Source organism: Marinobacter sp. C7 (genome assembly GCF_022343555.1).
Lineage (GTDB): Bacteria > Pseudomonadota > Gammaproteobacteria > Pseudomonadales > Oleiphilaceae > Marinobacter.
Genome location: NZ_JAKQZH010000004.1, coordinates 38,730 through 57,262 on the forward strand (window position 1 = coordinate 38,730; position 18,533 = coordinate 57,262).

20 protein-coding genes are annotated in these 18,533 nt (G+C 60.3%); 5 read left to right on the forward strand and 15 right to left on the reverse strand.

Features of this window, described 5'->3' with window-relative positions; genetic code table 11:
• Positions 1–64 precede the first annotated feature (64 nt).
• Positions 65–1,645: a murein biosynthesis integral membrane protein MurJ gene (gene murJ / locus MD273_RS16310; protein WP_239038872.1), complete on the reverse strand. Its 1,581-nt coding sequence runs from the start codon at positions 1,643–1,645 to the stop codon at positions 65–67.
• Positions 1,646–1,923: 278 nt separating this feature from the next.
• Here murJ and rpsT point away from each other — a divergent pair, with 278 nt between their 5' ends.
• Positions 1,924–2,193, forward strand: coding sequence for a 30S ribosomal protein S20 (rpsT, locus tag MD273_RS16315; RefSeq protein WP_239038873.1), 270 nt, complete (start codon positions 1,924–1,926; stop codon positions 2,191–2,193).
• 76 nt (positions 2,194–2,269) lie between these two features.
• On the opposite strand, the gene proB is transcribed toward rpsT, so the two are convergent.
• From proB to rplU, 4 genes are all read right to left on the reverse strand, one after another.
• Entirely contained in the window at positions 2,270–3,394 is a 1,125-nt protein-coding gene (gene proB / locus MD273_RS16320; protein ID WP_239038874.1) for a glutamate 5-kinase, read from the reverse strand.
• A 35-nt stretch (positions 3,395–3,429) separates the two neighbouring features.
• Entirely contained in the window at positions 3,430–4,626 is a 1,197-nt protein-coding gene (gene cgtA / locus MD273_RS16325) for an Obg family GTPase CgtA (protein WP_239038875.1), read from the reverse strand.
• A 142-nt stretch (positions 4,627–4,768) separates the two neighbouring features.
• Positions 4,769–5,029, reverse strand: a complete 261-nt coding sequence (gene rpmA / locus MD273_RS16330; RefSeq protein ID WP_239038876.1) for a 50S ribosomal protein L27 — start codon at positions 5,027–5,029, stop codon at positions 4,769–4,771.
• A 35-nt stretch (positions 5,030–5,064) separates the two neighbouring features.
• A complete protein-coding gene (gene rplU, locus MD273_RS16335) occupies positions 5,065–5,376 on the reverse strand; it encodes a 50S ribosomal protein L21 (protein ID WP_239038877.1) in 312 nt (103 codons plus the stop codon).
• A 379-nt stretch (positions 5,377–5,755) separates the two neighbouring features.
• On the opposite strand from rplU, the gene ispB reads away from it, so the two are divergent.
• The gene (gene ispB / locus MD273_RS16340) at positions 5,756–6,724 is read left to right on the forward strand and encodes an octaprenyl diphosphate synthase (protein WP_239038878.1); all 969 of its coding nucleotides are present in this window, start codon (positions 5,756–5,758) and stop codon (positions 6,722–6,724) included.
• A 151-nt stretch (positions 6,725–6,875) separates the two neighbouring features.
• Here the strand turns inward: ispB and MD273_RS16345 are convergent, their stop codons facing one another.
• Positions 6,876–7,865, reverse strand: coding sequence for a glutathione S-transferase family protein (locus tag MD273_RS16345; RefSeq protein ID WP_239038879.1), 990 nt, complete (start codon positions 7,863–7,865; stop codon positions 6,876–6,878).
• A 98-nt stretch (positions 7,866–7,963) separates the two neighbouring features.
• Between MD273_RS16345 and MD273_RS16350 the strand changes: the two genes are divergently transcribed.
• Both MD273_RS16350 and MD273_RS16355 read left to right on the forward strand, forming a co-directional pair.
• Complete coding sequence (locus MD273_RS16350; protein WP_239038880.1) at positions 7,964–8,875, forward strand: LysR substrate-binding domain-containing protein; 912 nt, start codon at positions 7,964–7,966, stop codon at positions 8,873–8,875.
• A 187-nt stretch (positions 8,876–9,062) separates the two neighbouring features.
• The gene (locus MD273_RS16355) at positions 9,063–10,649 is read left to right on the forward strand and encodes a wax ester/triacylglycerol synthase family O-acyltransferase (protein ID WP_239038881.1); all 1,587 of its coding nucleotides are present in this window, start codon (positions 9,063–9,065) and stop codon (positions 10,647–10,649) included.
• 21 nt (positions 10,650–10,670) lie between these two features.
• On the opposite strand, the gene MD273_RS16360 is transcribed toward MD273_RS16355, so the two are convergent.
• On the reverse strand, positions 10,671–11,327 hold the full coding sequence (locus MD273_RS16360; RefSeq protein WP_239038882.1) for a DUF2057 family protein: 657 nt from the start codon (positions 11,325–11,327) through the stop codon (positions 10,671–10,673).
• A 256-nt stretch (positions 11,328–11,583) separates the two neighbouring features.
• Here MD273_RS16360 and MD273_RS16365 point away from each other — a divergent pair, with 256 nt between their 5' ends.
• On the forward strand, positions 11,584–11,787 hold the full coding sequence (locus tag MD273_RS16365; RefSeq protein WP_239038883.1) for a DUF6316 family protein: 204 nt from the start codon (positions 11,584–11,586) through the stop codon (positions 11,785–11,787).
• A 9-nt stretch (positions 11,788–11,796) separates the two neighbouring features.
• Here the strand turns inward: MD273_RS16365 and MD273_RS16370 are convergent, their stop codons facing one another.
• The 8 genes from MD273_RS16370 to glyA form a co-directional block, all read right to left on the reverse strand.
• Positions 11,797–12,324 carry a phosphatidylglycerophosphatase A family protein gene (locus tag MD273_RS16370; protein ID WP_239038884.1) on the reverse strand — a complete coding sequence of 176 codons (528 nt, stop codon included), beginning with the start codon at positions 12,322–12,324 and terminating at the stop codon, positions 11,797–11,799.
• Entirely contained in the window at positions 12,321–13,274 is a 954-nt protein-coding gene (thiL, locus tag MD273_RS16375) for a thiamine-phosphate kinase (RefSeq protein ID WP_239038885.1), read from the reverse strand. Before thiL ends, MD273_RS16370 begins: the two co-directional genes overlap by 4 nt.
• 3 nt (positions 13,275–13,277) lie before the next feature.
• Complete coding sequence (nusB, locus tag MD273_RS16380) at positions 13,278–13,754, reverse strand: transcription antitermination factor NusB (RefSeq protein ID WP_239038886.1); 477 nt, start codon at positions 13,752–13,754, stop codon at positions 13,278–13,280.
• On the reverse strand, positions 13,754–14,230 hold the full coding sequence (gene ribH, locus MD273_RS16385; RefSeq protein ID WP_239038887.1) for a 6,7-dimethyl-8-ribityllumazine synthase: 477 nt from the start codon (positions 14,228–14,230) through the stop codon (positions 13,754–13,756). The genes nusB and ribH overlap by 1 nt, the downstream gene beginning before the upstream one ends.
• Positions 14,231–14,277: 47 nt before the next feature.
• Positions 14,278–15,393 carry a bifunctional 3,4-dihydroxy-2-butanone-4-phosphate synthase/GTP cyclohydrolase II gene (gene ribBA / locus MD273_RS16390; protein WP_239038888.1) on the reverse strand — a complete coding sequence of 372 codons (1,116 nt, stop codon included), beginning with the start codon at positions 15,391–15,393 and terminating at the stop codon, positions 14,278–14,280.
• A 65-nt stretch (positions 15,394–15,458) separates the two neighbouring features.
• Positions 15,459–16,574, reverse strand: a complete 1,116-nt coding sequence (ribD, locus tag MD273_RS16395; RefSeq protein ID WP_239038889.1) for a bifunctional diaminohydroxyphosphoribosylaminopyrimidine deaminase/5-amino-6-(5-phosphoribosylamino)uracil reductase RibD — start codon at positions 16,572–16,574, stop codon at positions 15,459–15,461.
• Positions 16,571–17,089, reverse strand: a complete 519-nt coding sequence (gene nrdR, locus MD273_RS16400; RefSeq protein WP_092005696.1) for a transcriptional regulator NrdR — start codon at positions 17,087–17,089, stop codon at positions 16,571–16,573. Before nrdR ends, ribD begins: the two co-directional genes overlap by 4 nt.
• 69 nt (positions 17,090–17,158) lie before the next feature.
• On the reverse strand, positions 17,159–18,412 hold the full coding sequence (gene glyA, locus MD273_RS16405; RefSeq protein ID WP_239038890.1) for a serine hydroxymethyltransferase: 1,254 nt from the start codon (positions 18,410–18,412) through the stop codon (positions 17,159–17,161).
• Between the last annotated feature and the right edge of the window lie 121 nt (positions 18,413–18,533).

The following is an 18,533-nucleotide window of genomic DNA, read 5'->3' on the forward strand; positions in this document are numbered from 1 at the left end:
TGCCAGCTGGCTTTCAACGCCCCTGCGCGACAGGAGCACTGGTGAGAAAACGCGCGATTATACCTTACCTCTGGCGGAAATGTCTTACCCGCACACCCGCCACCGCCAGCGCGACGAAATACACCCCGACACCAGCCGCCACAAGAATAGCCATGTCCCGCGCCCGAGCCAGGCCTCCGGCGGCCAGCCAGTCTGCCACCGGCGCCTTGAGCCAGAGGATCACAGCGGCCAGCGCAGCGTTGGCAAACAGAAGACGCACCAGGAACACCGGCCACCCCGGCTGACTCTTCCAGGCCCCTTCCTTGCGCAGGCCACGCCAGAGCAGGAAGCCATTGAGCCAGGCGGAGAGCGAAGTCGCCAGCGCCAGCCCCGCGTGGGCCAGAGGGACGATCAGCGCAAGATTGAAGGCCATGTTCGCCACCATGGCGATGACCCCGATCTTCACCGGCGTGGCGGTATCTTCCCGGGCGAAGAAGCCCGGCGCCAGCACCTTGATCAGCATGAAGGCCAGCAGACCCGCCGAATAGGCACGGAGACTATGCGCAGCCATGGTAACGTCCCGATCCGTCACCTCCCCGTAGTGGAACAGGGTGGCGATCAGCGGTTCAGCCAGAAGCGCCAGCGCCAGGGCCGCCGGCAGGCCGATCAGCAGGACCGCCCGCACCGCCCAGTCCAGGGTCGCGGCGAACTGGTCGGCAGAAGCCGCCGCATGCTTGCGTGACAGACTGGGCAGAATGACGGTGGCAATCGCAATACCAAAAACACCGAGCGGCAACTCGGACAGCCGGTCCGAGTAATAGAGCCAGGAGACACTGCCGGTCTGCAGGAACGACGCCAGCACAGTATCCAGTAGCAGGTTGATCTGACTGACCGAAACACCGAACAGCGCCGGCGCCATCAGCTTGAGGATGCGCCGCACACCTTCGTGTCGGTAATCCACTTTCGGGCGGGGCGTCAATCCGAGCTGCATCAGAAACGGCAACTGGAAGAACAACTGGAGTGCACCGGCAATGAACACCCCCCAGGCCAGAGCCATCACCGGTTCGGACATCACCGGCGACAGCCAGATCGCCGCGCCGATCATCGCCAGATTCAAGAGCACAGGCGTGAAGGCCGGCACCGCAAAACGGTCGTAGCTGTTAAGGATTCCGCCGGCAAAGGCCGTCAACGAAATCATCAACAAATAAGGAAAAGTGATGCGAAGCATGTCACTGGTCAGCGCAAACTTCACGTCGTCGTCAAAAAAGCCCGGCGCAAATACCGCCGTCAGCACCGGCGAACCGAGCATGGCCACCAAGGTAACGCCCAGTAGCACCAGCCCGAGGGAGCCGGCCACGGCATTCACCAGCCGCTTCACCTCGGAGATATCACGGTTCTCGCGATACGAGGACAATACGGGCACAAACGCCTGAGAGAAGGCGCCCTCGGCAAACAGACGCCGAAGAAAATTGGGGATCTTGAACGCGACGAAGAAAGCGTCCGCGCCGGCGCCTGCCCCGAAGTACCGGGCAATCACCATATCGCGAACAAGGCCCAGCACCCGGGACAGCATGGTCATCACCCCGACAACACCGGAGGAGCGGAGCAACCCGGGGGCAGTGGATTCAGGGGTTTTCGGTGCAGGGGAATCCGGTTCCGACGACATTCTGGCTCTGATCAGTAAGTGGGCCGATTCATACCGGAAATTACGCATACAGGCGGAAGGCCCGTATAGCTCCGGTCAGCGAGCGGCGAGTTTAGCACAGGGCCGCGGCAACAGCGCATGAAATGGGTTTTAGTCTTGACATTTCAGGAGTACAGCGGCATAGTTCCGCGTCATTTATTTCGACGCGCTGGTAGTTGGCGCGCCTGCGATGTACGAATTCATCTTGAATTCACTCGAGTTCATTCAGTAACGAATTTCAGATTTTCAGGAGTTTTACGGTGGCAAATTCCCCGCAAGCCAAAAAGCGCGCTCGTCAGAACGAGAAGAACCGCAAGCACAACGCCAGCCTGCGTTCCATGGCGCGCACCTACATGAAGAAGGTCCAGTCCAAGATTGAAGCTGGCAACTACGAAGAAGCCCAGGCCGCTTTCCAGCAGGCGCAGCCTGTTATGGACAGCATGGTCAACAAAGGCATCTTCGCCAAGAGCAAGGTAGCCCGTCATAAGGCCCGCCTGAATGCCAAGATCAAGGCCCTGAAGAGCGCGTAAGCGTTCTCCGGAGTTGAAAAAACCGGCTTTCAAGCCGGTTTTTTTGTGCCTGGATCATCGCCAGCAGCTGTATCAGTCAGATAATCACCAGGTTATCCCGGTGGATCATCTCCTCGTCGGAGATGTAGCCGAGCACCTCGGTTATCCGGTGACTGGGCCGGCCAGCAATGGCACGAGCCTCATCAGCATCGTAGTTCACCAGGCCCCGGGCAATCTCCCGACCCTTTTCATCCACGCAGGACACCATCTCGCCGCGCCGAAACTGGCCGCTCACGCCCTTTACTCCCACCGGCAAAAGGCTTCGACCACCCAGACACAGCACCCGCACCGCCCCCTCATCCAGGGTGAGCTTGCCTCGGGTCTGCAGGTGACCGGCAATCCACTGCTTGCGAGCGGCTACCCTGCCCTGCTCCGGCAACAACAGGGTGCCGATGACATCCCCCTGACGCAGGCGGGTCATCACGCCCTCGATCCGGCCGCCGACAATGACCGTGAAAGCACCGGAGCGAGCCGCCAGTCGTGCTGCCCGAAGCTTGGTCTGCATGCCGCCCCGCCCAAGGGCGCCGGCACCGCCACCAGCCATGGCATCGAGCTCATGATCACTGGCCCTGCGCTCGGTGACCAGGCAGGCGTCCGCGTGCTTGCGGGGGTCCTTGTCAAAAAGACCAAGCTGATCGGTAAGAATGATCAGCCCGTCCGCCTCGATCAGGTTCGCCACCAGGGCTCCGAGAGTGTCGTTGTCACCAAAGCGGATCTCATCGGTGACCACGGTGTCGTTCTCGTTGACGATGGGAATGACACCAACATCCAGCAAGGCCCGGAGCGTGCTGCGGCCGTTCAGGTAACGCTTGCGGTCGGAGAGATCGTCGTGGGTCAGCAGGATCTGGGCGGTATGGATATCATGCCGCTTGAACTGAGCTTCCCAGGACTGCACCAGGCCCATCTGCCCCACCGCCGCCGCGGCCTGCAACTCATGAAGCTGATCGGGGCGCTTCAGCCAGCCCAACCGGCTCATACCGACCGCGACCGCCCCGGACGAGACAATGACCACTTCAACGCCATCGCTAATCAGACCGGCAATCTGGTCCACCCAGCGCTCCAGGGCCACCTCATCGAGCCCCTTGCCGTCATTGGTCAGCAGGGCACTTCCGATCTTGATGACCAGGCGGCGGGCCTGGCGCAACTGGGCACGTTCGCTCATGATGTGTGAATCAGTCTCTTGATTGTGCTGTCGGTTTATTCCGGTGCGTACACGATTTCAACGTCATAATCGTCGTCGTCAAAATCATCGTCGTCGTCTTCATCCTGCCTCGCGGCACGGCGGGCCTTCCGGTCTGCCTCGATCTTGGCCCGGGCCTCTTCATCCATCCGCTGACGGCGGGCCGCCTCTTCTTCGGCGAATTCCGGATTCTCGGCTTCTTCCTGGGCCTGATCCTCGATCCAGCGCATGACTGCCTGAACCAGGGGCCTGGTGCCCTCACCCGTGATCGCGGAAACCCGGAAAACCGGCCCATCCCAGCCAAGCTCATCGATGATCGCCTGGCAATGGGCATCCCGATCCTCTTCCGCAACCATATCGACCTTGTTCAGCACCAGCCAGCGCGGGCGGTTGGCCAGGGTTTCACTGAACTTCTCCAGTTCGTGGGCGATGGCACGGACCGCTTCGGCGGGCGATGATCCGTCATACGGCGCCACATCCACCAGGTGCAACAACAGGCGAGTGCGCACCAGGTGTTTCAGGAAGCGGATGCCCAGGCCAGCACCTTCTGCGGCCCCTTCGATCAGCCCCGGAATATCGGCTATGACGAAGCTTTGATGGGCCTGAACGCTGACCACCCCGAGGTTCGGCACAAGCGTGGTAAAGGGATAATCCGCCACCTTCGGCTTTGCGGCGGAGACCGAACGAATGAACGTGGACTTGCCGGCATTGGGCATCCCGAGCAACCCGACATCGGCCAATACCTTGAGCTCCAGGCGCAGGTTACGAGCTTCGCCTTCCGAACCCTTGGTGGTCTGGCGCGGAGCCCGGTTGACCGAGGACTTGAAACGGGTATTGCCGAGGCCGTGAAAGCCGCCCTGGGCCACCTTCAGGCGCTGACCTTCACGGGTCAGATCCCCCAGAACCTCATGGGTATCCATGTCGACAACGGTAGTACCGACCGGTACCGGCAACACCAGATCCTCACCCTTGGTACCGGTGCAGTTTCGACCGGCTCCCGGCTCGCCATTCTGGGCCTTGTATTTACGCTGGAAACGGTAATCGATCAGGGTGTTCAGTGATCCGTCCGCCTCCAGATAGACGGAGCCACCGTCCCCGCCGTCACCGCCGTCGGGGCCACCCTTGGGAACGTATTTCTCGCGCCGGAAACTCAGGCAACCGTGCCCGCCCTTGCCGGCTTCCACAATGATGGTGGCTTCATCTACAAATTTCATTATCAACCCTTTGCGCGTTGCGCATAAACTAAAAAGCCCCGCAGCCTCAAGGAAGCTTTGCGGGGCTCCGGATGGCTCTGACTTCTGACTATATCAGGAAATCAGGACCACCCAAGGTTCTGCAGAACCGGATCGCCGCTGCTTACGCAGCCGGAACGATGCTCACGAACTTACGGCTCTGCGGGCCTTTGGTTTCGAACTTCACCTGGCCGTCTGCTTTCGCAAACAGGGTGTGGTCCTTGCCAATGCCTACGTTGGAACCAGCGTGGAAACGGGTGCCACGCTGACGAACGATGATGCTGCCTGCAGATACGGTCTGACCGCCGAAGCGCTTCACACCAAGTCGTTTCGACTCGGAATCGCGACCGTTACGGGTACTACCTGCTGCCTTTTTATGAGCCATTACCAGCCTCCTTCTCTAGGGGGTAATTCCAGGGCTTAGCCCTTGATACCCGTGATCTTGACTTCAGTAAACCACTGACGGTGGCCCTGACGCTTCATGTGATGCTTACGACGACGGAACTTGATGATCTGAACCTTGTCGTGACGGCCGTGGCTGACGACTTCGCCAGTGACCTTGGCACCCTCAACAACCGGAGCGCCAACCTTGACGTCATCGCCGTCAGCTACCAGCAGAACACGGTCGAAATCGACGGTGCCACCGGTTTCAACTTCCAGCTTTTCCAGCTTCAGAGTTTCGCCTTCTTTTACACGGTGCTGCTTACCACCGCTAACAATAACTGCGTACATTCACTAGTCTCCGCGATTGACCCATCCCTGCTCTTATCCACCTGGTTCTAAGGGAAGCGCTCTGGCAACCCTATAGCAGGGAGCGCAGGTTGGGATGAGTTGGGCGCGTGATTGTACGGGAAGATGTGGAACCAGGCAAGTCCGGAGTGAGGCATAAGATGGGGTCTGATGACGGCTTTCATCAGACCCCTGAGCCTGCATCAGCCCCGAGAGTTTGCCTCAGGCCCCTGAGGCCAGATTGGACCTGGGGTCAGAAGAAAGCCTTCTTCTGACCCCGTCTTCGCCGCGTTAACGTTGACACCATACCCGCCAATACCTAGCATTGCGGCGACCTGCCCGAAATATCAACAGAAACACCAGCAAGGGACCCTCAAGCCCCATGACAGCCCAGCGTATCTACGACACCGTGGCGGATGACTTCAGCCGCGTCAATGACCTGATCATCCAGCGGCTTGCCTCGGACGTCCCCCTGGTGGAGAAAATCGCCCAATACATCATTGAAAGCGGCGGCAAACGACTTCGGCCGCTTCTGGTGTTACTTTCCAGCCGCGCCCTGGGCTACGGCGAAGACAATCACCTCAAGCTCGCCGCCGTGATCGAGTTCCTGCACACCGCCACCCTGCTCCATGACGATGTGGTGGACACTTCTGACCTGCGCCGGGGCCGAAGCACCGCCAATGCCAAGTGGGGCAACGCACCGAGCGTTCTGGTGGGTGATTTCCTCTACGCCCGCGCGTTCGAGATGATGGTGGAGCTGAAAAGCCTGGCGATCATGGATGTGCTGTCCCACGCCACGGCAGTGATTGCCGAGGGCGAGGTGATGCAGCTGATGAACGTGAAGAACCCGGATCTGACCGAAGAGCAGTACATGAAGGTCATCCACAACAAAACCGCGATGCTGTTCGAGGCCGCATCCCACACCGGTGCTCTGCTGGCCGGCGCGGATGAAAACCGGGAAAAGGCCCTGCGGGATTATGGCAAGCACCTGGGACTGGCGTTCCAGCTGGTGGATGACGTGCTGGATTACCAGGGCGATGCCGAAGCCATGGGCAAGAATGTGGGTGATGACCTGGCCGAAGGCAAAACTACCCTGCCGCTGATTTATGCCATGGCCAATGGCGGTGATGAGGAACGGCAGTTGATTCGCCAGGCGATTCGTAAGGGTGGACTCGATGATCTGCCGGCCATCCTGCAGATCGTGCGGGATTCCGGCGCGATCGAGTACACCATGGCGAAGGCGCGTGAGCAGGCGGAGCTGGCCCGAAGCTGCCTGGACGGCGTCGAGGATTCCGGGCACAGGGACGCCCTGGAATTGTTGACCGAGGTTGCCGTAGCTCGGGTGAATTGATCGGAAGAAGGGGGCAGAAGAACGCGCTCTTCTGACCCCGGGTTTTGAGTGAGAGTAAACATGGGGTCAGATGAAAGTTTTCATCAGACCCCTGTGGTTAGACTTTAAATTGGGGTCAGATGAAGGCTTTCATCTGACCCCTTCCTGGACCTTAGCCCCCGAATTTATCCCGCCCGTGGGGCGCGTCGAAATCCAGCTCCGGGCCGACCGGCACAATCTGGGTCGGGTTGATGGTGCGCTGGCTCACGTAGTAGTGGCGCTTGATCTGGCCGATATCCACTGTCTCCGCCACGCCCGGCACCTGATACAGGTCCCGCAGGTACGCGGACAGGTTCGGGAATTCCCGGATCGGATGACGGTTGCATTTGAAGTGACTGTAGTACACCGCATCGAACCGGATCAGGGTGGTGAACAGGCGCCAGTCAGCTTCGGTCAGCTGTGCCCCCGCCAGATAACGCTGCCGTGACAGCCTCTCTTCAAGCCAATCAAGGGACTCGAACAAGGCACGGTAGGCTTCCTCATATTTGTCCTGGGCGGTGGCGAAACCGGCCTTGTACACGCCATTGTTAACGGTGTGGTAAACCCGCTCGTTGACCTCATCGATCTCCGGGCGCAGCGCCTCCGGGTAGAAGTCCAGCTCGGCATTGACCCCGTCCAGCTCATTGAAGGCCGAGTTAAACATCCGGATGATCTCGGCGGATTCGTTGCTGGCAATGGTTTCCCGCTTCTTATCCCATAGTGTCGGCACGGTCACGCGGCCAGTATAGTCTGGAGCCGCCTTGGTATAGACCTCGTACATAAACCGGAAATCGTGCAGGTGATCCCGATGTTGCTCGTTTCCGGGCCGGAATTCCCAGCCGTTTTCCACCATGTCCGGGTGGACCACGGAAACGGAAATGTGTTTCTCCAGCCCCTTGAGCTTGCGGAAGATCAGCGTCCGATGCGCCCAGGGGCAGGCCATGGACACGTACAGGTGGTACCGGCCGCTTTCTGCCTTGAATCCACCCTCGCCGCTCGGACCCGGCGATCCGTCTGCCGTCACCCAGTTCCGGAACCGGGCCGCTTCACGTTCGAATTTACCGCCGGTCTTGTCGGTGTCGTACCACTTGTCCTGCCATTTGCCGTCAACCAGAAGCCCCATCATCAACTCCTTCACAATAATTTGTAAGGAAGAATAAAGCCCCGGCTGCTACCCTCTCAAACAAGCATTTCTGGCCAACTACCTCAGATATTTCGAACATGCATACAGCCATCACCATAGACGCCCTGAAAGTCCTTGATGCCATTGACCGAAGGGGCAGCTTCGCCGGTGCAGCGGCGGAACTGTTCCGGGTTCCATCCGCCATCAGCTATACCGTCCAGAAACTGGAGGAAGATCTGGACGTGGATGTCTACGATCGCAGCGGCCATCGGGCCATTCTGACACCCGCCGGTCGCTACCTGCTGGAGGAAGGCCGGGCGCTGCTGGAAGCCGCGGAGAACCTGGCCCACACCACGAAACAGGTGGCCCAGGGCTGGGAAACCCGGCTGAAGATCGGCTTCAATTCGTTGCTGCCGGCGCAGTGCCTGTTCTCCGCCATTCGTGACTTCTACAACCTCGGGGTGCCCGTCGACGTCCAGGTTGTCGAAGAGGTTTTTGCCGGCGCCTGGGATGCACTGCAAAGCCGGCGGGTGGACCTGGTCGTGGGCGCCGATCACTTCAGCAAGCCGGCAGGCAACTTCACTACCAGAAGCCTGGGCGAAATGGAGTTCGTATTCGCGGTAGCCGCGGGCCACCCTCTCGCGGGTGCCGACGAACCACTTTCGGAGGAGGACATTTCCGGCTTCCCGGCTGCTGTCGCCGCCGATACCTCCCGGGCCTTACCGCCGGGCCATGCCGGTATATTCCGACGGCAACGCACCCTGACGGTGGCCAACATCGATCAGAAAATCGCGATCCAGGAGTCCGGGCTGGGGGTGGGCTGGTTGCCAAAGGCCCGCATCCGCAGCCAGTTGGAAACCGGCACCCTGATCGAAAAGGAGGTCCACGAACCTCGCCAGCCGATCATGTTGCACCTTGCCCGCCATGCTGAAGATCAGGGTAAGGCGCTGATGTGGTTCTGGGACCGACTGCAGGACGACACCGACATCCGCTCCTGGCTCAGGGACTGAGACTGGCATGCCGACCGAGTGCCGGGTCGCGGAACTGGGGGGGAGGTGAACAAGGGGTCAGAAGAAAGCTTTCTTCTGACCCCGTTGTTAGGGCCGCGGAACCGGCGGGCGGCAGCCACCATGGTCAACCGGATAGACCGGCCATTCGTTTATACTGCGGAGAAAACATGCCGAAGGGAGTCTCATAATGCGGCAGCTGTCCGAGCTCGATGCCTCGTTCCTGTATCTGGAATCGGAAACTGCACCCATGCACATTGGCGGGGTGTACCTGTTCGATGCCAGCAACCGGGACGAACCGCTCCCGTTCAGCACCTTTGTTTCCTACCTGCGCAGCCGCCTGCATGTCGTTCCCGTGTTCCGCCAGCGCCTGAAGGAAATCCCGCTCCGGCTCGGGCGACCCTACTGGATCGATGACCCCGATTTCAGCATCGAGCGCCACCTGGCGTATGTGAATCTAGCGGAACACAGCCATCAGTCGGATTTGATGGCGCTGGCTTCGAAGATACTGGAAGAGCCGCTGAAACGGGATCGGCCGCTCTGGCACATCACGTTTGTGGATGGTTTTACGCTAGGTAACGAGGATGGAGTCAGAAGAACGGTTTCTTCTGACCCCGACCTGGACCGCCAGGAGCAGGGCTCCAGGGGAAAAAAAGGCTTCGCCCTGATCGTCAAGCTGCACCATGCCGCCATCGATGCCTTCAGCGGTGAAGAAATCATCGGTAAGCTGCTTGAATACACACCGGAGCCTCGCCCCATCACGCCGCCTCAGCCCTGGCAGCCATGCCCCGAGCCATCGGAGGAACGCGTGATGCTTCAGGCAGGTGTGAACCTGCTGCGCACCCCGTTGCAGGTTACCTCCCTGGCGATGACGGCGGCCGAAGCAACGGCCAGAGGGGTGATCCAGAAGCAATTGCGCAAACTGCCTTTACCGCTGCCACTGTTCTCCGCGCCTCACAGTCCATTCAATCGCCAGATCACCGCAAACAGGCAGATTGTGGCTGCAACGGTCGAGCTCTCCCGGCTGAAAGCAATCAAGGCTACCCTCGGGGACGTTACTCTGAACGACGTTGTTCTGGGTTTGTGCGCCGAGACACTGCGACGCTATCTGGTGACCCAGCGCGCGGATACCGGACTTTCACTGGTAGCCATGACGCCCATTTCAGTCCGCTCCAGCAGCCTGCGCAGGGCAACCGGCAACCAGATGTCTGCCATGCTGCTGGATCTGGCCACGAACGAACCCGATCCGGCCCGGCGTATCCGGCAGATTCACTGGAATGCCGTCGCCTCCGAGCCGTACCGTGAAGCCATCGCGGCCGACCGGCTGACCGAGATGCTTCCGTCTACCATGCTGGCCCTTTCGGCCCGACTGTACTCGGAATTGCAGATAGCCCAGCGTTATCAACCTGTCTTCAACCTGCCCATCACCAATGTGCCCGGGCCCCAGGTACCACTGTACCTGCAGGGCGCAAGACTGGTACGTCAATACAATACAGCGCCGCTGTTTGACAGTATGGGGCTGGTGATTGTGGCCGTGAGTTATCAGGGCAAGCTGACCCTCAACTTCACGCTGTGCCCTGATGTGGTGGCAGACGGGGTGTCACTTCCGGACCTGGTCGAAGGAAGTCTGGCAAGCATCGAGTCCAATGCGCCGCAAGTTGAGCCCGCCGAAAATGGAGAGGTACCAGGAGAGGTGACAGGGCAAAGCCTGACGGATGAGGCGCTGACCTTTCTGGAGGGCGTGCTGCGCAAGACCCTGAAGCGGTTCCGGGCCTGAGAGGGTCTTGCGCGGGAGGGTTTACTCGAACGCCCAGCGCAGGAAAGCGCGCTTCTCCTCCTCACTGGCGGTTGCCCAGATCGACTTGAGCTGCTCCAGGGCCGTGCCGGTGGCAGCAGGCTCCGCAGCCCCCTCTGCCCCTGAATCCGGAAGTGGAGTGCGGTCCGCCACACTTTGCCCGGGATCCCAGCCAGTGGATACGGCAATTTCCTGCCCACTGTCAGTGACAACCGCTGCCGAGAATGTCTCGATCATCCGTTCGGCCTCTGCAAGGCTGGACGGCTTGGCATAATCAAACCGATAGACCGAGCCGGGGGCGGCTTCAAAGCGGACGACCTGTGGCTCGCTCTCAATAACGTGGACTTTCGATTCACCATTCTCGACCACACCGGATTTTGCCCAGATGGTCTTGTAGGTAAACACTACCTCGTTCTGACCCGGCAGAAGGGCAAAATCAAGAGCGAGGTCATCCATCAGGAAATTGGTTACCGACCGCCCGTTTACGCGGCTGACCTTGATTTCCCCTGGTGCCTTCAGGGTCGCGGCATCACCGGCGTTGTTCGGCTCCCCTTCCCAGGTTTCCACCCGGCTGATGCTCGACGCGCAGCCCGCAAGGGCAAGGACAAGCACACTGGCCAGCAGTGACTTGAAGACAGCAGATAAACGACCGACTCTCATGTAATCTCCTTGATATCGCGGGAAAAGAAAAGGGTTTGGGCTCCGAACTCGGTGTCCTGCATTCTGCCCCCCTGCCATTGCAAGCGCAAGACAGCCATAAGGTCAGTGGCCGGGCTTCGGAAACAGCTTCTGCGGGCGGAAACCCACAAATGTAAAAAAATGTTGAATTTGTTCCCGATTGGATTAATTTTAAACAATCGGCTGAAATTATATGGCGCCCGGCAGAAAAAAATCAGAAACGGGCTCAGGAGATATCATGGACACTCAATCCAGGTCCGGGGAAGCGGGGCCCGTCCCCTTTCGCAGCAGTCGATTCTTCTGCGTCGGGAGCAAATGGTACTTTACCACCCGAGAAGGCTTTGACAGTGGTCCTTTCAGCTCTCGGGAGCGGGCTGAAATCGGTCTGAAGCGTTTTCTGCACGTTGTGCGGATGCTGCCGGAAGAGCAGAGACTGCACTGACCGACCCGGTCAGATAATGATGGGCATCAACCAGCGGTCGATGGCATAAAGGCAGCCCAGTGCCATAAAGCCGGCGACGACGTCATCCACCATGATGCCCAAACCACCCGGCAGGCGCTCGTCGAGCCAGCCGATAGGCCATGGCTTGACCACGTCGAATAACCGGAACAGCGCGAAGGTCATGAGCACCCCGTAGATCTGGTCGGGAAACAAGCCCAGTGCGATCCACATGCCGACAAACTCATCCCAGACAATGCCGCCATGATCGTGAACCTTCAGGTCTTGCGCCGTTTTTCCGCACAACCAGATGCCCACAAGAAAGGCCAGCGCCACCACAGCCCAGTAAGCCATTGCGGGAAGCCAGGCAATCCCATACCAGAGCGGAATAGCAGCCAGGCTGCCCCAGGTTCCGGGAGCCCGGGCCGCGGCGCCACTGCCGAACCCGAACGCCAGCAGATGCACGGGATGCTTGAGGAAACCCGGCGGCAGAATCGCCTGCGTCAGTTCCGGTTCACCGAGATCTTGCTCACGACTCATGAAGTACTCCCGAAATGATCGAAGCCCTGCGCACCTGAATCCGCTACCTTGCCATCGGTGAACCGAATCCCCTCTCCCCGGTCGATATAGCCGATTACCGTCAACTGTTTTTTTATTGCCGCTGGCAGCCTTTCCCAGAGGGCCTCGCTGATGGTAATACACAACTCGTAGTCATCGCCGGACGAAAGCGCCAGGTCCTGAGCACGGTCCCCGGCATAATGCTGCAACGGCACAGACAACGGAAGCAGTTCCGGATTGATGGTTGCGCCTACCGCAGAACGCTCGAGGATGTGGCCAAGATCGGCGAGCAGGCCATCCGAGATATCAATGCAGGCGGATGCGAACCCGCGCAGGGCCTGCCCCAATTCCAATCGGGGCTGGGGGTGGTGATAACGCTCCAGTAGCGCACACCCATCCTCGCCGGGTTCGGGAACATCAAGAAAATCCAGGGCTGCGCCGGCATCGCCCAGGGTGCCGGACACCGCGACCAGATCATTGGTCCGGGCTCCGGAGCGCGTCAGCCCCTGCCCTTTCGCAACGGTGCCGTGAACCTGTATGGAGATGGTCAGAGGCCCCCGGGTGGTATCGCCCCCGGCCAGGGCCAACCCGAACCGGGAAGCGGCCTGCGCCAGCCCTCGGCCAAACCCCTCGAGCCAGGCTTCGTCGGCCTCTGGCAGGCTCAACGCCAGCGTGAAGCAGACCGGAGCTGCCCCCATCGCCGCCAGATCACTGGCGGCGGCCGCCAGCGCCCGCCAGGCAGTGTAGTCAGGGTAGTAGTGTGCCGGGAAGTGAACGCCTTCAACCAGGGTGTCGATTGAAAACACCAGGTCCTGATCCGGCGGAACGCTCTGGATCGCGCAGTCATCCCCCAGGGCCAACACGAGGTCTGGGTGGTGCCCCTTCTCAGCCACCGGCAGGAAATAACGACGGATCAGGTCAAATTCACCCATTACTCAGCGAGGACGCGTCTCGGCCAGGCGGAGACGACGGCTGAGCTTGTCGAGGATGCTGTTGACGAACTTGTGGCCTTCAGTACCTCCGAACCGCTTGGCCAGCTCAATCCCCTCGTTGATGACAACCCGATAGGGAACGTCCAGCCGGTTCTTGAGCTCGTACGCACCCAGGCGGACGATGGCCAACTCAATAGGATCCACTTCGTCCAGAGGGCGATCGAGGTAGGGTTCCAGCAAGCCATCGAGTTCCCCCTGGTCACGGTGCACGCCACGCAGCAGGTCCCGGAAATACAGCAGGTCCACCTTGCTCATGTCGTTATCGACCATGAACTCGGCCTCGATGTCGGAGATCGAGCTCTTGCTGAAATGGCGCTGATACAAACCCTGCATCGCCAGCACCCGGGCGCGGCGGCGGTCACCGGCCTTGGGTTGCCCGGAGGCGGGCTGCTGAGGTGTGGTGCCGTCAGTTTCGCTCATTACTCACCCAGCTTCTTGAACAGGCTGACCATTTCCAGCGCGGTAATGGCTGCTTCGGCGCCCTTGTTGCCAGCCTTGGTGCCAGAGCGCTCGATGGCCTGCTCGATGGAATCGACCGTCAGAACGCCGAAGGTTACCGGCACGTCAGTGTCCAGGCTGACTGCCCCCAGTCCGCTGGAGGCCTCACCGGCCACGTATTCGAAATGCGGCGTGCCACCACGAATGACCGCGCCAAGCGCGATGATGGCGTCATACTCGCTGGTCTCGGCCACACGCTTGACCGCCAGTGGCATTTCATAGGCGCCTGGCACCCGGATAATGGCGATGTCGTCGTCGGAAATTCCGTGCCGGCGCAGAGTGTCCACTGCGCCCTCCACCAGGCTTTCCACAACAAAACCGTTAAAACGACCCACGACCAGGGCATAACGGCCGCTGCACTGGGTAAAATCACCTTCAATTACCTTGATATCTGCCATCGATGGCTCCTTCACTGGCCGTCCAGCCTTCAGGACGACCGGGTTTCTCATTCGGGGGTGTAGGGAACGTACTCCACCACTTCCAGATCAAAGCCGGAAATAGCGGAGAACTTGATGGGCGGACTCAGCAGGCGCATCTTGCCGACGCCGATGTCCCGCAGGATCTGAGATCCGGTCCCCACGGTGAAATAGACGCCAGAGCTGCCTTTGCCGGCAGATTTCTGGCCTTCGTCGAAGAACTCGTGAATCCTGTCCTCGAGGTTATAGCTGTCTTCAGCACTGTTGAGCAGGACCACAACGCCCCGCCCCTCGTTGGCCACTTTTTCAAGGGCATGGTGCAGCGGCCAACTCCGGGAATCCTTGCGTCTCGCACCGAGCAGGTCCCGCAGCGTATCGGTGATATGGACACGCACAAAAGCCGGCTCTTCCGGGCTGATCTCTCCCATAACCATGGCCAGGTGGGTGGCACCCTGGATGTTGTCCCGGTAGGTACGCAGCTTGAACACACCGTACTCAGTGTCGAGTTCGTTTTCCTCAACGCACTCGATGGTCCGTTCGTTCATGGTGCGGTAATGGATCAGGTCGGCAATGGTGCCGATCTTGAGGTCGTGCTCCTCGGCAAACCGCTCCAGATCCTCCCGGCGGGCCATGGAGCCGTCATCGTTCATGATCTCGCAGATCACGCCGGCCGGCTCGCTACCGGCCAGGGCGGCCAGATCGCAAGAAGCCTCGGTGTGGCCGGCACGACTGAGTACGCCACCCGGATCCGCCATGAGCGGGAAGATGTGGCCGGGCTGGACCAGATCGGACGCCTTGGCATTCTTCGCCACCGCTGCCTGTACGGTGCGGGCACGATCGGCAGCTGAGATGCCGGTGGTTACACCTTCTCGGGCCTCGATGGACAGGGTGAACTTGGTTCCGAACCCGGAGGCATTCTGTTGCACCATGAGCGGCAGGCCCAGCTGTTCGCAGCGGTCCCGGGTCATCGGCATGCAGATCAGACCACGGCCAAACCGTGCCATGAAGTTGATGGCTTCGGCGGTACAGTGTTCGGCCGCCATCACCAGGTCACCCTCGTTTTCCCGGTCCTCATCATCCATCAGGATGACCATCTTGCCCTGACGGATATCGTCGATGATTTCTTCAATGCTGTTCAGTGCCATACGGTGTCGCACCCTTTTGGCTTCCCGGCAGACATCCACCCTGCCCGGGCCATGAATTTAGTGAATTAGCGCGGGGTAAGGATCAGGCGCTGATCCTCGCCCACCTGACGCCGGTCCAGTACGTTCCATTGTACCTTGTCCGCCATGGTTTCCAGTGGCAGGTTTGCCGTGGGTCGTCCGGTACTGCCGAGAAATACCGGGGCCTGATAGAGCCACAATTCATCTACCAGGTTCTCGCTGATGAAAGTTCCGGCGAGGGTTGGGCCTGCCTCAACCAGCAGCTCGTTAATACCCAGTTCACCCAGCGATTCCAGCAATTCAGCCACGTCCACGCCGTTATCTTTCCACGCCACACCGGTGAGACTGATTCCCAGGGCCGCCAGATCCTGGGCAGGCGCTGAGGGCAAGGCCGACGATGCACAGAACAGCTGGACGTTGCCGCCCCGGAGGATGGTGGCAGACGGCGGTGTGCGCGCATCCCGGTCGGCAATCACCCGAAGTGGCTGACGGGACGGCTCGGTGGCATCACCAATGTCGCCCAATTCCTCCCGGCGGACGGTCATGGACGGATCGTCCGCCAACACGGTGCCAACACCGGTCAGGATGGCATCACTCATTGCCCTGAGGCGCTGGACATCCCGTCGCGCTGCGGGGCCGGTGATCCACTGGCTTTCGCCGGAGGCCATCGCGGTCCGGCCATCCAGGCTTGCCGCCATTTTCAGGCGCACCCAGGGACGCCCGGTATTCATGCGTTTCATGAAGCCAGGGTTCAACCGGGCAGCTTCATCCGCCAGCAGGCCCTCGGTTACCCGGATTCCCGCTTCCCGAAGCATATCCAGGCCGCGCCCGGAAACCGACGGATTGGGGTCCTTGGTAGCGGCAAAAACACGGGCCACCCCGGCCTCGATGAGCGCCCTCGCACAAGGCGGCGTCCGACCGAAGTGACTACAGGGCTCCAGGGTCACATAGGCGGTTGCATCCCTTGCCTCTGCACCAGCCTGGCTCAATGCCCGGATTTCCGCATGGGCCTCACCGGCACGCTCATGCCAGCCCTCGCCCACGATACGATCGCCCTGGGCGATAACACAGCCAACGCGCGGATTCGGATGGGTCGAGTAACGCCCCCTCCAAGCCAACTGAACGGCGCGGGCCATCATTGCCCGGTCACGGACGTCGGTCATGACTTGCCTTTCCGGGAGTGATTGTCCGCCAGTGCCTTGGCCACATCCACGGCGTTCTCACCGTTGTTGGCGGAGAGCCGCTCAATCTCTTCCTTGAATTCATTGATGTCCTGGAAGCTGCGATAGACCGACGCAAACCGAACATAGGCGACCTTGTCCAGCTGCCGGAGCTCGGTCATCACTTCTTCACCCAGTTGCATGGACTTGACTTCCCGCTCGCCGGTAGCCCGCAGGCGGTATTTAATCCGATTCAGCGCCGCATCGATCTCCTCGATGGAGACAGGCCGTTTCTCCAGCGCCTTCATGAGACCGGCACGCAGCTTGTCCTCATCAAAAGGCTGACGGGTTCCATCCTGCTTGACCACGCGAGGCATCACCAGCTCGGCGGTTTCAAAGGTCGTGAAACGCTCGTGACAGGACAGACACTCCCTGCGGCGGCGCACCTGATCCCCCTCGGCCACGAGCCGAGAATCAATCACCTTGGTATCTGCTTCACCACAGAAAGGACAATGCATAATCGGGAACTCCGGAGAGGAGCCGGGCCGGTTATCAGTCTGCCGGCCCGGCAGGGTCTTGCCTGAAGTTTAGCCGTAGACCGGGAAGCGGGCGCACAGGGCTTCGACCTGCTCGCGCACACGGGCATTGACGGCATCGTCTTCCAGGTTGTCGAGGATGTCGCACATCCAGCCAGCCAGATCACGGCACTCGGACTCACCGAAACCACGGGTGGTCACGGCCGGGGTGCCGATCCGCAGACCGGAAGTAACGAACGGGGAACGCGGGTCGTTGGGAACTGCGTTCTTGTTAACGGTGATGTGGGCACGGCCCAGCGCTGCATCGGCATCCTTACCAGTGATGTCCTGCTTGATCAGGCTGACCAGGAACAGATGGTTTTTGGTGCCGCCGGAAACCACGTCGTAACCACGCTCGACAAACACCTCAGCCATGGCGGAGGCATTCTTCACCACCTGCTGCTGGTAGGCCTTGAACTCGTCGCTCATGGCTTCCTTGAAGCACACAGCCTTGGCGGCAATCACGTGCATCAGCGGACCGCCCTGACCACCCGGGAAGACGGCGGAGTTCAGCTTCTTCTGCAGGTCTTCGTCGTCACAGGCCAGGATCAGGCCGCCACGGGGACCACGCAGGGTCTTGTGGGTTGTGGTTGCCACCACGTGGGCATGGGGGACCGGATCCGGGTAGACGCCAGCGGCGACCAGGCCAGCCACGTGAGCCATGTCCACGAACAGGTACGCACCAACCTTGTCGGCGATCGCGCGGAAGCGGGCAAAGTCCAGTTCCTGTGAGTAGGCAGAGAAGCCGGCAATGATCATCTTCGGCTTGTGCTCGACCGCAAGTTGCTCGATCTCGTCGTAATCGATCAGGCCGGTTTCGTTGTTGATGCCATACTGCACCGCGTTATAGATCTTGCCGGAGAAGTTGACACTGGCACCATGGGTCAGGTGACCACCGTGGGCCAGGCTCATGCCCAGCACGGTGTCGCCCGGCTTGAGCAGAGCCATGAACACCGCGGAATTGGCCTGGGAACCAGAGTGCGGCTGCACGTTGGCGTAGGCGGCGCCGAACAGCTCTTTGGCGCGCTCGATGGCCAGCACCTCGGCCTTGTCGACAAACTCGCAGCCACCGTAGTAGCGCTTGCCGGGATAGCCTTCGGCATACTTGTTGGTCAGCACACTGCCCTGGGCTTCCATCACCCGCGGGCTGGTATAGTTCTCGGATGCGATCAGCTCGATGTGCGCTTCCTGACGCTTGCGCTCCTCTTCCATCGCGGTCCAGAGTTCGTCGTCGTAGCCGGCGATTTTCATATCACGATTAAACATGGATGTGCTGCCTCTGTGTGCTTTGCTGGCCCGGCGTCCTGCCCGCGAGGACAAGATGCCGGTGGCCCGGAAAAATTGGGCCGCTATTCTATCTTGAAATCGGGTGAAAAATCATCCTTTA

Bases quoted from the DNA above. Each gene is read 5' to 3' on its own strand.
- murJ (WP_239038872.1), bottom strand. From the start codon at position 1,645: ATGTCGTCGGAACCGGATTCCCCTGCACCGAAAACCCCTGAATCCACT.
- proB (WP_239038874.1), bottom strand. From the start codon at position 3,394: ATGAGCGAACGTGCCCAGTTGCGCCAGGCCCGCCGCCTGGTCATCAAG.
- cgtA (WP_239038875.1), bottom strand. From the start codon at position 4,626: ATGAAATTTGTAGATGAAGCCACCATCATTGTGGAAGCCGGCAAGGGC.
- rpmA (WP_239038876.1), bottom strand. From the start codon at position 5,029: ATGGCTCATAAAAAGGCAGCAGGTAGTACCCGTAACGGTCGCGATTCC.
- rplU (WP_239038877.1), bottom strand. From the start codon at position 5,376: ATGTACGCAGTTATTGTTAGCGGTGGTAAGCAGCACCGTGTAAAAGAA.
- ispB (WP_239038878.1), top strand. From the start codon at position 5,756: ATGACAGCCCAGCGTATCTACGACACCGTGGCGGATGACTTCAGCCGC.
- MD273_RS16345 (WP_239038879.1), bottom strand. From the start codon at position 7,865: ATGGGGCTTCTGGTTGACGGCAAATGGCAGGACAAGTGGTACGACACC.
- MD273_RS16350 (WP_239038880.1), top strand. From the start codon at position 7,964: ATGCATACAGCCATCACCATAGACGCCCTGAAAGTCCTTGATGCCATT.
- MD273_RS16355 (WP_239038881.1), top strand. From the start codon at position 9,063: ATGCGGCAGCTGTCCGAGCTCGATGCCTCGTTCCTGTATCTGGAATCG.
- MD273_RS16360 (WP_239038882.1), bottom strand. From the start codon at position 11,327: ATGAGAGTCGGTCGTTTATCTGCTGTCTTCAAGTCACTGCTGGCCAGT.
- MD273_RS16365 (WP_239038883.1), top strand. From the start codon at position 11,584: ATGGACACTCAATCCAGGTCCGGGGAAGCGGGGCCCGTCCCCTTTCGC.
- MD273_RS16370 (WP_239038884.1), bottom strand. From the start codon at position 12,324: ATGAGTCGTGAGCAAGATCTCGGTGAACCGGAACTGACGCAGGCGATT.
- thiL (WP_239038885.1), bottom strand. From the start codon at position 13,274: ATGGGTGAATTTGACCTGATCCGTCGTTATTTCCTGCCGGTGGCTGAG.
- nusB (WP_239038886.1), bottom strand. From the start codon at position 13,754: ATGAGCGAAACTGACGGCACCACACCTCAGCAGCCCGCCTCCGGGCAA.
- ribH (WP_239038887.1), bottom strand. From the start codon at position 14,230: ATGGCAGATATCAAGGTAATTGAAGGTGATTTTACCCAGTGCAGCGGC.
- ribBA (WP_239038888.1), bottom strand. From the start codon at position 15,393: ATGGCACTGAACAGCATTGAAGAAATCATCGACGATATCCGTCAGGGC.
- ribD (WP_239038889.1), bottom strand. From the start codon at position 16,574: ATGACCGACGTCCGTGACCGGGCAATGATGGCCCGCGCCGTTCAGTTG.
- nrdR (WP_092005696.1), bottom strand. From the start codon at position 17,089: ATGCATTGTCCTTTCTGTGGTGAAGCAGATACCAAGGTGATTGATTCT.
- glyA (WP_239038890.1), bottom strand. From the start codon at position 18,412: ATGTTTAATCGTGATATGAAAATCGCCGGCTACGACGACGAACTCTGG.